The 14,639-nt window shown below is 50.3% G+C and carries 1 protein-coding gene; it reads left to right on the forward strand.

Features of this window, described 5'->3' with window-relative positions; all coding sequences use genetic code 11:
* The first annotated feature begins 232 nt into the window (after positions 1-232).
* Positions 233-14,596, forward strand: a complete 14,364-nt coding sequence (locus C7I86_RS11110; protein WP_014407131.1) for an Ig-like domain-containing protein — start codon at positions 233-235, stop codon at positions 14,594-14,596.
* Positions 14,597-14,639 lie beyond the last annotated feature (43 nt).

The raw sequence follows: 14,639 nt of genomic DNA on the forward strand, positions 1-14,639 counted from the left end.
TGAAACACGTAGGTAAATGCGGAGAAATTCCGGGATGTTTTTTTCACTTGCCCCCATTCATCGGAATAATGTAAGGGTTTTCCCGCTTTTCAGTGCCCTGTGAGTTCTCCCGGGTTTAACTACCTAGCTGAATTTGCTTGAAGCTAGAGTCTTTCGGCAAGCCTTCGTTGTGCTAACCGCTGCTTGAATCCTAAATAATTTTTCAACTTTTTCGAGTCTTTTTGTCCCGAATATGCCTAACTCGACCTTGTTCGTCCTCGATTCCCGGGTGTTCCATGGGGGTCTGCTTCAGGCGGCTACTCTACCCAATATTGCGGTAATAACCCTAGATCCCGACCAAAGCGGTCTCCGGCAGATTACGGAAGCTTTGGGAAGACAAGGCGCTGTTCGTTCTCTGCATATTCTTTGCCATGGCTCTCCTGGCTGTCTGCACCTAGGTGATGGCCATCTGGGCTTAGATAATTTGGTCTACCACAGTGACGAGTTAAAAAGCTGGTTTGTCGGGGTTGAGTCTCCCCAACTATTTCTCTACGGCTGTAATGTAGCCGCTGGTGATGCCGGTACGGAATTTATTGAAAAGTTGGCCGGCTTGGCGGGGGCCGGGGTCTCCGCTTCTACCACGGCGATCGGGCATCAAGCCCTAGGTGGTAACTGGGTTTTAGATTTTCAAAAGGGTGATATTGTCATGGAAAATATTTTTTCTGCTCCTGAGTTAGCGGCCTATCCCGGCATCTTGGATGGCAATGGGCAATGGTCTTTGTTTGATCTAGTGGACTCCTCTGGTATCTACACCGAGCGACTGGATGCTCTGCAACCATTAGTACAAGAACAACTTTCCAGCTTTTTTGCCCAATCCGACTATCTCACCCAATTAGCCATTCCTTTTAGTGCCACTGCCAGCACTGATGACTGGACTAATAATGCGGAATCTTTGCGTTCTTCAATTTCGAACGGTAGTTACCAAATCCGTTTGGAAGTACGTTCTAGCGCTGAATTACAGGGAGCTTTGGGGGCTTATAGTGCTACGGGAACCACTGATACCCCGACCGTTTATCTCAACGCCGATTGGTTTGCCACTGCCAGTCAGGAGCAAATTGTTGCTGTCTTACTCGAAGAAATTGGCCATGACTTCGACCAGATTTTAAATGACGGGGCCGATAGCCAAGGCGATGAAGGGGAGATCTTTGCTAATTTAGTCAAACTAGGGGAAGTTAATCCAACCTATCTAGAAACTCTAAAAACACAAAATGATACTGGCTTTGCTTTTATTGACGGGCAAAAGATAAATCTAGAGAATGCAGAAGATACCGTCTTAAATATTAATTTTCAAAACTTTGTATTTAACACTAATTTCACTACATCGACTCCTCCTCCAGGTGTACAAGAGGTTCGTTTATACACAAACATCATTCCAACTTTCACTACTCAGCAGATTAATGCAAAAGTAACTATAAGAGCTGTTAATATCACAATTGCCAACAGTACCATTGATTCTAATGCTTCTAATACAGCAAGGATTCAGCCCCTCATTGATGCCAACGCTACTGGAGGTGGCTATTTTGAGTATCAGTTTGAATTCCAAGATACTTTAGGAAATCCCATTTCTCTCAACCAATTTGCTCTGACAGGTATTGATGTTGATGGGAACTCAACAACTGAAAGAGAATTTTACGAAGTAAGCGGCTACTCCAATTACCAAATTGCTGTAGTTGGACCTCCTCGATTAAACGTTTCTGAATCCACTCAAGGAGATACTAAAACCTTAAGGGTTGATGGTAGGCCTTCCGTATTAACAGGCATTAGTTTTGACGACACTGCTTCTTTCATTGCCAACTTCCTCACACCTGTTTCATCTCTCACAGTCAGAGCCGGAGTTATCTGGAACAATGCAAGTAATGATGTAAGGCAATTTTCTTTTGCTTTAGGAGCCCCACTTGGCACATTTTCAAACCCCCAGACTATTGACACCATTGCCCCCATTGTCACCAGCATTCTTCGCAATAATCCAACTTCAGAAATAACCAATGCCGATTCTTTAACTTTTCAAGTCACATTCTCGGAAAATGTTCAAAATGTCGATGTAAACGACTTTATCCTCAGTGGAACCGGCGTAAGCGGCGCTACCATCAGCAATGTTTCTGGCAGTGGGAGTGTTTACACCGTAACTGTCACAGGTATTGCCAATAATAATGGAACCGTCAATCTGGACTTTGCCAGTGGACAGAACATACGAGATACCGCCAACAATGCCCTAAGCAATACCACTCCTACAACTGACGAGCAATACACTTTAGACAACACAGCGCCAGCTGCCAGCATCACCTTAGATGCGAATATCACCGCCGATGACATCATCAACATTGCCGAGTCAGGACAAGCGATTCCTATCACCGGCACTGTTGGTGGTGAATTTAATGTTGGTGACACCGTCACATTGACGGTCAATGACAAGACCTTCACTGGTGCAGTCGGTGCGGGTGGTCTTTTCAGTATCAATGTTCCTGGTAGTGACCTCATTGTAGATGCTGATCTCACCATTGCTGCAAGTATTGCCACCACGGATGCAGCGGGTAATCTCGGCAGTGCCACCGATAACCAAACCTACACGGTTGATACGACAGCACCGATTCCAATAATCACAGTCAATGATGTCACTGCCGACAACATCATCAATGCTGCCGAGTCAGGACAAGCGATTCCTATCACCGGCACTGTTGGTGGTGAATTTAATGTTGGTGACACCGTCACATTGACGGTCAATGGCAAGCCCTTCACTGGGACTGTTGATGCCAATGGTGACTTCAGTATCGACGTTCTTGGTGGTGATTTAGTTAATGGCTCTGACCTGACCATTGCTGCCAGTGTTGCCACTACCGATGCAGCTGGTAATCCAGGCAGTGCTTCCGATAACCAAACCTACACTGTTGATACCACTGCTCCGACTGTCACCATCAATGCCATTGCGGTTGATGACATCATCAATGCCGTGGAAGCAGGTAGTCCTGTTGCAGTCAGTGGCACCACGACTGGTGTTGAAGATGGTCAAGTCGTCACTGTCACCATTGATGGCAATACCTACACCGCCACCGTTACTGGTAATGCTTGGACATTCAATATCCCTGTCGCAGACATTGCCAACTTTGAAGCGACTGAAGAAGTCGTAGCTACTGTCAGTGATCTCGCTGGGAATCCCGCTACCCCTGCTACTCGCAACATCACTGTTGATACGGTTGCACCGGCCGTCACGATTGACAGCATCAGTGATGATACTGGCGCACAAGCTAATGACTTCATTACCAATGACGACACCCTTGTCTTCAATGGCACTGCAGAAGCAGATAGCACAGTTGTTGTCAGCTTAGATGGTATTGAAATCGGCACTGTGACTGCTAATGGTGCTGGTGAGTGGACCTTGGATTACACCGGCACCCTCCTGGCAGATGGCGACTATGAGCTGAGTGTGACTGCCACCAATCCCACTGGCAACAGCGCAACAGCAACTCAAACAATTGTTGTTGATACCACTGCTCCGACTGTCACCATCAATGCCATTGCGGTTGATGACATCATCAATGCCGTGGAAGCAGGTAGTCCTGTTGCAGTCAGTGGCACCACGACTGGTGTTGAAGATGGTCAAGTCGTCACTGTCACCATTGATGGCAATACCTACACCGCCACCGTTACTGGTAATGCTTGGACATTCAATATCCCTGTCGCAGACATTGCCAACTTTGAAGCGACTGAAGAAGTCGTAGCCACTGTCAGTGACCTAGCCGGGAATCCCGCTACCCCCGCTACTCGCAACATCACTGTTGATACCACTGCTCCGACTGTCACCATCAATGCCATTGCGGTTGATGACATCATCAATGCCGTGGAAGCAGGTAGTCCTGTTGCAGTCAGTGGCACCACGACTGGTGTTGAAGATGGTCAAGTCGTCACTGTCACCATTGATGGCAATACCTACACCGCCACCGTTACTGGTAATGCTTGGACATTCAATATCCCTGTCGCAGACATTGCCAACTTTGAAGCGACTGAAGAAGTCGTAGCTACTGTCAGTGATCTCGCTGGGAATCCCGCTACCCCTGCTACTCGCAACATCACTGTTGATACGGTTGCACCGGCCGTCACGATTGACAGCATCAGTGATGATACTGGCGCACAAGCTAATGACTTCATTACCAATGACGACACCCTTGTCTTCAATGGCACTGCAGAAGCAGATAGCACAGTTGTTGTCAGCTTAGATGGTATTGAAATCGGCACTGTGACTGCTAATGGTGCTGGTGAGTGGACCTTGGATTACACCGGCACCCTCCTGGCAGATGGCGACTATGAGCTGAGTGTGACTGCCACCAATCCCACTGGCAACAGCGCAACAGCAACTCAAACAATTGTTGTTGATACCACTGCTCCGACTGTCACCATCAATGCCATTGCGGTTGATGACATCATCAATGCCGTGGAAGCAGGTAGTCCTGTTGCAGTCAGTGGCACCACGACTGGTGTTGAAGATGGTCAAGTCGTCACTGTCACCATTGATGGCAATACCTACACCGCCACCGTTACTGGTAATGCTTGGACATTCAATATCCCTGTCGCAGACATTGCCAACTTTGAAGCGACTGAAGAAGTCGTAGCCACTGTCAGTGACCTAGCCGGGAATCCCGCTACCCCCGCTACTCGCAACATCACTGTTGATACCACTGCTCCGACTGTCACCATCAATGCCATTGCGGTAGATGACATCATCAATGCCGTGGAAGCAGGTAGTCCTGTTGCAGTCAGTGGCACCACGACTGGTGTTGAAGATGGTCAAGTCGTCACTGTCACCATTGATGGCAATACCTACACCGCCACCGTTACTGGTAATGCTTGGACATTCAATATCCCTGTCGCAGACATTGCCAACTTTGAAGCGACTGAAGAAGTCGTAGCTACTGTCAGTGATCTCGCTGGGAATCCCGCTACCCCTGCTACTCGCAACATCACTGTTGATACGGTTGCACCGGCCGTCACGATTGACAGCATCAGTGATGATACTGGCGCACAAGCTAATGACTTCATTACCAATGACGACACCCTTGTCTTCAATGGCACTGCAGAAGCAGATAGCACAGTTGTTGTCAGCTTAGATGGTATTGAAATCGGCACTGTGACTGCTAATGGTGCTGGTGAGTGGACCTTGGATTACACCGGCACCCTCCTGGCAGATGGCGACTATGAGCTGAGTGTGACTGCCACCAATCCCACTGGCAACAGCGCAACAGCAACTCAAACAATTGTTGTTGATACCACTGCTCCGACTGTCACCATCAATGCCATTGCGGTTGATGACATCATCAATGCCGTGGAAGCAGGTAGTCCTGTTGCAGTCAGTGGCACCACGACTGGTGTTGAAGATGGTCAAGTCGTCACTGTCACCATTGATGGCAATACCTACACCGCCACCGTTACTGGTAATGCTTGGACATTCAATATCCCTGTCGCAGACATTGCCAACTTTGAAGCGACTGAAGAAGTCGTAGCCACTGTCAGTGACCTAGCCGGGAATCCCGCTACCCCCGCTACTCGCAACATCACTGTTGATACCACTGCTCCGACTGTCACCATCAATGCCATTGCGGTTGATGACATCATCAATGCCGTGGAAGCAGGTAGTCCTGTTGCAGTCAGTGGCACCACGACTGGTGTTGAAGATGGTCAAGTCGTCACTGTCACCATTGATGGCAATACCTACACCGCCACCGTTACTGGTAATGCTTGGACATTCAATATCCCTGTCGCAGACATTGCCAACTTTGAAGCGACTGAAGAAGTCGTAGCTACTGTCAGTGATCTCGCTGGGAATCCCGCTACCCCTGCTACTCGTAACATCACTGTTGATACGGTTGCACCGGCCGTCACGATTGACAGCATCAGTGATGATACTGGCGCACAAGCTAATGACTTCATTACCAATGACGACACCCTTGTCTTCAATGGCACTGCAGAAGCAGATAGCACAGTTGTTGTCAGCTTAGATGGTATTGAAATCGGCACTGTGACTGCTAATGGTGCTGGTGAGTGGACCTTGGATTACACCGGCACCCTCCTGGCAGATGGCGACTATGAGCTGAGTGTGACTGCCACCAATCCCACTGGCAACAGCGCAACAGCAACTCAAACAATTGTTGTTGATACCACTGCTCCGACTGTCACCATCAATGCCATTGCGGTTGATGACATCATCAATGCCGTGGAAGCAGGTAGTCCTGTTGCAGTCAGTGGCACCACGACTGGTGTTGAAGATGGTCAAGTCGTCACTGTCACCATTGATGGCAATACCTACACCGCCACCGTTACTGGTAATGCTTGGACATTCAATATCCCTGTCGCAGACATTGCCAACTTTGAAGCGACTGAAGAAGTCGTAGCCACTGTCAGTGACCTAGCCGGGAATCCCGCTACCCCCGCTACTCGCAACATCACTGTTGATACCACTGCTCCGACTGTCACCATCAATGCCATTGCGGTTGATGACATCATCAATGCCGTGGAAGCAGGTAGTCCTGTTGCAGTCAGTGGCACCACGACTGGTGTTGAAGATGGTCAAGTCGTCACTGTCACCATTGATGGCAATACCTACACCGCCACCGTTACTGGTAATGCTTGGACATTCAATATCCCTGTCGCAGACATTGCCAACTTTGAAGCGACTGAAGAAGTCGTAGCTACTGTCAGTGATCTCGCTGGGAATCCCGCTACCCCTGCTACTCGTAACATCACTGTTGATACGGTTGCACCGGCCGTCACGATTGACAGCATCAGTGATGATACTGGCGCACAAGCTAATGACTTCATTACCAATGACGACACCCTTGTCTTCAATGGCACTGCAGAAGCAGATAGCACAGTTGTTGTCAGCTTAGATGGTATTGAAATCGGCACTGTGACTGCTAATGGTGCTGGTGAGTGGACCTTGGATTACACCGGCACCCTCCTGGCAGATGGCGACTATGAGCTGAGTGTGACTGCCACCAATCCCACTGGCAACAGCGCAACAGCAACTCAAACAATTGTTGTTGATACCACTGCTCCGACTGTCACCATCAATGCCATTGCGGTTGATGACATCATCAATGCCGTGGAAGCAGGTAGTCCTGTTGCAGTCAGTGGCACCACGACTGGTGTTGAAGATGGTCAAGTCGTCACTGTCACCATTGATGGCAATACCTACACCGCCACCGTTACTGGTAATGCTTGGACATTCAATATCCCTGTCGCAGACATTGCCAACTTTGAAGCGACTGAAGAAGTCGTAGCCACTGTCAGTGACCTAGCCGGGAATCCCGCTACCCCCGCTACTCGCAACATCACTGTTGATACCACTGCTCCGACTGTCACCATCAATGCCATTGCGGTTGATGACATCATCAATGCCGTGGAAGCAGGTAGTCCTGTTGCAGTCAGTGGCACCACGACTGGTGTTGAAGATGGTCAAGTCGTCACTGTCACCATTGATGGCAATACCTACACCGCCACCGTTACTGGTAATGCTTGGACATTCAATATCCCTGTCGCAGACATTGCCAACTTTGAAGCGACTGAAGAAGTCGTAGCTACTGTCAGTGATCTCGCTGGGAATCCCGCTACCCCTGCTACTCGTAACATCACTGTTGATACGGTTGCACCGGCCGTCACGATTGACAGCATCAGTGATGATACTGGCGCACAAGCTAATGACTTCATTACCAATGACGACACCCTTGTCTTCAATGGCACTGCAGAAGCAGATAGCACAGTTGTTGTCAGCTTAGATGGTATTGAAATCGGCACTGTGACTGCTAATGGTGCTGGTGAGTGGACCTTGGATTACACCGGCACCCTCCTGGCAGATGGCGACTATGAGCTGAGTGTGACTGCCACCAATCCCACTGGCAACAGCGCAACAGCAACTCAAACAATTGTTGTTGATACCACTGCTCCGACTGTCACCATCAATGCCATTGCGGTTGATGACATCATCAATGCCGTGGAAGCAGGTAGTCCTGTTGCAGTCAGTGGCACCACGACTGGTGTTGAAGATGGTCAAGTCGTCACTGTCACCATTGATGGCAATACCTACACCGCCACCGTTACTGGTAATGCTTGGACATTCAATATCCCTGTCGCAGACATTGCCAACTTTGAAGCGACTGAAGAAGTCGTAGCCACTGTCAGTGACCTAGCCGGGAATCCCGCTACCCCCGCTACTCGCAACATCACTGTTGATACCACTGCTCCGACTGTCACCATCAATGCCATTGCGGTAGATGACATCATCAATGCCGTGGAAGCAGGTAGTCCTGTTGCAGTCAGTGGCACCACGACTGGTGTTGAAGATGGTCAAGTCGTCACTGTCACCATTGATGGCAATACCTACACCGCCACCGTTACTGGTAATGCTTGGACATTCAATATCCCTGTCGCAGACATTGCCAACTTTGAAGCGACTGAAGAAGTCGTAGCTACTGTCAGTGATCTCGCTGGGAATCCCGCTACCCCTGCTACTCGCAACATCACTGTTGATACGGTTGCACCAGCGGTTAATGAGCTTGACATCACTGACAACACCGATACCGGCGCAGATGACTTGATTACTAGCAATGGCAATCCTGTCCTCACCTTCACGGGTGAACCTGGACTCACCATCACCCTTACCGGTCCGGATGGTGCACTGGCTCCATCTGCTGCCTACACCGTCGCAGAGACACCCAGTGCGAATGGATCTACCTACACTGTCATCCTGCTGGATGCAATTCCCAATGGAGAGCCAGATCCCTTTGGTGATTTTGCGAATGGTGTAGCAACCAATAATCCAGACAACACTGGCGACGGCACCTACACCATCGTTGCAACCGATGCTGCCGGTAACAGTGTTGAAGTTGATGAGTTTGTCATTGACACCACTCCTCCCAACATTGCTATCACCGCTATCACAAACGACAGTGGCACCCCCGGCGACTTCATTACCAACGATCAAACCCTGATCTATAGCGGGACAACCGATGCCAATGCCACGGTGACAGTAACCCTCACCGACAGCAGCAACAACCCTGTCTTCACAGCCACCACCACCGCAGATGCCAATGGCAACTGGTCGCTAGACCGCACTGCCAACGAAACCTTAGCCGGAGGCACTTACACCCTCACGGCCAGCACAACGGATCTGGCTGGCAACACAACCACCGATACTCAAGCCATTCGCATTGAAACCAATGCACCAGGCATTGCCATCGCCAGCATCAGCACTGACAGCGGCATCCCCGGCGACTTTGTCACCAACGACCAAACCCTAGTCATTGCTGGAACCTGGACCAACCTGGATACCAACACCTTGGCAGTGACCTTTAACGGCACGACCTATACCTTTGGGGAAAATCCTCAGCTAACAGTCAGTGGCAACAACTGGACCCTAGACCTCAGCGGTATCACCACCCCTCCAGGGGATTACGTCATCACTGCTGTCACCACTGACTTAGCTAACAACACCAGCCAAGCCACTCAAAACGTCACGATCGACACCACAGCACCCAATGCCAGCATCACACTGACATCCAACATCACAGCAGATGATGTCATCAATGCCGTCGAAGCCGGTCAGCTCATTCCGATCACCGGCACCGTCGGTGGCAACGTCAGAGCCGGTGACATTGTCACCCTCGCGATCGGTGGTCAAACCTTCACAGGAGCAGTCGCCAATGGTGGTACCTTCAGCATCGATGTTCCAGGTAGCGCCTTAGTCGCTGACCCTGACCGCACCATTCAGGCCAGCGTCACCACCACCGACCTAGCCGGTAACAGCACCACTGCTACCGACACGGAGAGTTATACCGTAGATACAACAGTGCCCGGAGCACCGATTGTCACGATTACGGAAGACGTCAACAATGACGGGCTAATTAGTGTCGGGGAATTGAGTGGGTTAGTGGATGTATCTATAGCTATACCAGGTGGTGTGGTAGCAGGGGATATCCTGACTATCAGCGATGGCACCACTCCCCAAACCATCGTCTTAACCGCCGCCCAAATCAACGCCGGAGTAGTAACCACCCAGGTAGCAGTACCCAACCCAGGTACTACTTTAACGGTGACCGCCTTTGTTACAGATATTGCCGGTAACCAAGGTACCAGTGGCCGTGATAGTGCCGTATTAGATACCACCGCTCCCGGAGCACCCACCGTAACGATTACGGAAGATACCAATAATGACGGCTTCATAAGTGCAGGGGAATTGAATGGCCTAGTAGATGTATCGATCGCCTTGCCCACTGGGTTAGTTGCTGGGGACACCCTGACCATTAGCGATGGCACCACTCCCCAGACCATTGTCCTCACCACCGCCCAAATCACCGCCGGAGTAGTAACCACCCAGGTAGCAGTACCCAACCCAGGTACTACTTTAACGGTGACCGCCTTTGTTACAGATATTGCCGGTAACCAAGGTCCCAGTGGCCGTGATAGTGCCGTATTAGATACCACCGCCCCCGAAGCACCGGTGGTCACGATCGCCGAAGATGCCAATAATGATGGCTTAATCAGTGCTGGGGAATTGAATGGCTTAGTAGATGTATTGATCGCCTTGCCCACTGGGTTAGTTGCTGGGGACACCCTGACCATTAGCGATGGCACCACTCCCCAGACCATTGTCCTCACCACCGCCCAAATCACCGCCGGAGTAGTAACCACCCAGGTAGCAGTACCCAACCCAGGTACTACTTTAACGGTGACCGCCTTTGTTACAGATATTGCCGGTAACCAAGGTCCCAGTGGCCGTGATAGTGCCGTATTAGATACCACCGCCCCCGAAGCACCGGTGGTCACGATCGCCGAAGATGCCAATAATGATGGCTTAATCAGTGCTGGGGAATTGAATGGCTTAGTAGATGTATTGATCGCCTTGCCCACTGGGTTAGTTGCTGGGGACACTCTGACCATTAGCGATGGCACCACTCCCCAAACCATCGTCTTAACCGCCGCCCAAATCAACGCCGGAGTAGTAACCACCCAGGTAGCAGTACCCGCCGAAGGTGCCACTTTAACGGTGAGTGCATTCATAACGGATAATACTGGGAACCAAGGTCCTGATGGCAGCGATAGTGCCGTATTAAACACCACAGCGCCTAATGCCGGCCCCCTGGACATCACTGACGCAACTGATACCGGCGCCGATGACTTGTTGAGCAGTAATGGTAACCCCGAACTGACTTTCACTGGTGAACCAGGATTAGAGATTGAGTTGCTTGGGCCTGATGGTAACCCTGTTGATCCCGATGCCTATGAAGTGGTAGAAACCCCCGGTGCCAACCCTGGTGACCCTTCCACCTACACAATCAAATTAATTGACGCTGATCCATCTGACCCAGATAGCGATCCGTTTGGAGACTTCTTCAATGGAGTTGTCACAGGGAACCCTGCCAACACTGGGGATGGAACCTACACCATCACAGCAACGGATAATGCAGGCAATACCAACGATGTAGGTCAATTTGAAATTGATACGACTTCTCCCGGTACTCCCAACAATGGCAATTCTCCTTTCAGTCCCCTGGACATCACTGACCCAACTGATACCGGTGCCGATGACTTGTTGAGTAGTGATGGTAACCCCGAACTGACTTTCACTGGTGAACCAGGATTAGAGATTGAGTTGCTTGGGTCTGATGGTAATTCTGTTGACCCCGATGCCTATGAAGTGCTAGAAACCCCCGGTGTAAACCCTGGTGACCCTTCCACCTACACAATCAAGTTAATTGACGCTGACCCATCTGACCCAGATAGCGATCCGTTTGGAGACTTCTTCAATGGCTCCCCCACAGGTAATGGGGCCAATACCGGCGATGGCATTTACACCATCACAGCAACGGATAATGCAGGTAATACCAACGATGTAGGTCAATTTGAAATTGATACGACTTCTCCCGGTACTCCCAACAATGGCAATTCTCCTTTCAGCCCCCTAGACATCACTGACGCAACTGATACCGGCGCCGATGACTTGTTGAGCGGTAATGGCAACCCCGAACTGACCTTTAGCGGTGAGTCAGGATTAGAGATTGAGTTGCTTGGGCCTGACGGTAATCCCGTCGATCCCGATGCCTATGAAGTGGTGGAAACTCCCGGTGCCAACCCTGGTGACCCTTCCACGTACACAATCAAATTAGTTGACGCTGACCCTGACCCATCTGACCCGGATAGCGATCCGTTTGGAGACTTCTTCAATGGAGTTGTCACAGGGAACCCTGCCAACACTGGGGATGGAACCTACACCATCACAGCAACGGATAATGCAGGCAATACCAACGATGTAGGCCAATTTGAAATTAAGACTAGTTCTCTAATTTCTATCAACGATGATCGGGGTACCGTTGTCATTGGCGATCTGGGTTTTGGCTCCATCAATGTCGATGTCTTAGCCAACGATCAGGGCTTGGGCATTCAGATCACCAACCTGACCCAACCTCTTAAAGGTACGGCGGTGCTGCGGGATAATGGCACCCCCAATAATTTCAGTGACGATTTCTTGACCTATCACATCCATGAAGAGTTATTGGATTTACGTTCAGCCACAGGGCCTGTACGCATAGATATCAGTGATATTTTCAGCAGTGCGAGCTACAACAATTCCGTCGGCTTCTATCAAGTTTTGGATCATTTTGGCACCATTCTTGATCCGGCTTCTGGGCGACTTTTAACCCCGGCAGATCTGGAATACAGAAATGTGGCCCTGGCCAGCGCCATTCCTGGGCTACAAATCAGTAAGGATAATCCAGTTCAGTCCATTGAACTACCTGGAGGCGGCATCTATGCTCCGTTCCTAACGTCTGACCAGGGTAACGGGCAAGTGAATCACTTCTTCGCCCTCATTGATGCCAATCCAGGTCAAGTGGACTATGTTCGTTTTGCCAATGGCACCTATAGCTTTGAAGATAGTGCCTTTGGCGATCGAGATTTCAATGATCTGCGATTTGCGGTCAATATTTTGCCCCAGGGAGGTTTCGTTCCCCCAGCCATTGGCCTCACCGCTAACGCGGGAGTTTTCACCGCCAATGGGCTCGTTGATCAATTTACCTACACCATCACCGATGTTAATGGGGATAATCGGACCGCTAGCGTTGCCATTGACAATCAGGAACATCTCAAATTCACCCTGCTGGGAGTGGACGGAGATTTCAAAAATGAGGTGGCTATTTTCAGGGTGGACGATCGCCAGGGAACTATCAATGGCATTGCCCCAGGACAAGCAGGCTATCTGGAAGCGGCCTTAAGCAATAGCCAGGTGATATTTACCGGTATCAGTGGACAGACTCAGCTTTTCGGTGAATCCCTGACCCGGACTATGGAAGAATTCAAAGTTAGTGATAGTTTTGGTTTCCTGTTAATCCAGAATAATTCCCTGGATATGGTGCTCAGAGAGCAGGCCGCCGGGGCCATATCCACTCCGGTTTTCTTCAGTCAGGCGATCGCCAATGGCAATCAAATCCAACAAATCCCGAGTAATGATGGTCAGGGGATAGTTGTTGCTTGGGAAGATATTGCCCAGGGAGGAGACGGGGACTTTAATGACTTTATCTTCCGGGTGGCAATGACAGACCAACCGGCTCCCTTGGGGACGCTCTACCAAGGGCAAGCTCAACAGGAGATCTTCGCTAATACGAGCAATCAAAACGTTCAAATCGGGGTTCAGATCGCCAGTGACTCTGCCTATGACAATACTGTTGGTTTCTACCTGGTTCAAAATGCCCAGGGCACGGTGCTGGATTACACCACCGGTCAACTGGTCAACCCCGGTGATGCCAACTATGCTGAAGTGGCGGTGCGGCAACGTCTTGCCCTTGGTTCCAACGGCCAACCCATTGGGGGGGAAATTCGCCCAGGGCAAATTATTGCTCCCTTCCTGATTTCCAATGGCACCGAAAATCAATTCCTGACGGTTAATCCTGTCAACCAGGCGATCGCCGCTGGCCCCGTTGCCTTCTTTAGCTACATCAATGCCAACCCCGATGGACTGGATCATTTCCGGTTACTGGCGGATAACACCTTTGGGGTGGAAGACATGTTAGGAGGAGGAGACTTTGACTACAACGACGTGGTCATTAAGTTGGATCAGAATCCTGTTAATCGGGAATTATTGGACCTGCGTTCCCTCAGTGGCTCCGTAAATCTTGGCATCAACGAAATCACCGGTGATGCTTCCTTTGGGCTCTCCGTTGGTTTTTATCGGGTGGAAAATCAGTTTGGTGCCATTGCGGACCCCCTGACGGGCCAACTGCTAAACCCTGGTGATGGCAACTATCAAGCCGTGGCGCTGCAAAATACTGCCGCCCAATTTACTGTTACCCCCAGTACCACGACCCAGGCATTGGAGCTAACCGGGGGGAGCTTGTTTGCTCCTTACCTCACCGTCAGTCAGTCCGACGGCAATGTCTTTAATTACTTCTCCTATCTGGGGGCTAACCCTGATCAGGCAGATCACATTCGGGTTTTGGGGGATACCTTCCAATTTGAGGATGGCTTCTGGGGGGGAGATATGGACTTTAATGACCTCCAGTTCCGGATTAACATCCAATAGGGGCGCTGATCAGGGTAAAAAGTGGCTCTGGATTTCCCCCGCC

Origin of the sequence: Synechocystis sp. IPPAS B-1465, from assembly GCF_003015225.1 — a bacterium.
In the GTDB taxonomy this organism is placed as follows: domain Bacteria; phylum Cyanobacteriota; class Cyanobacteriia; order Cyanobacteriales; family Microcystaceae; genus Synechocystis.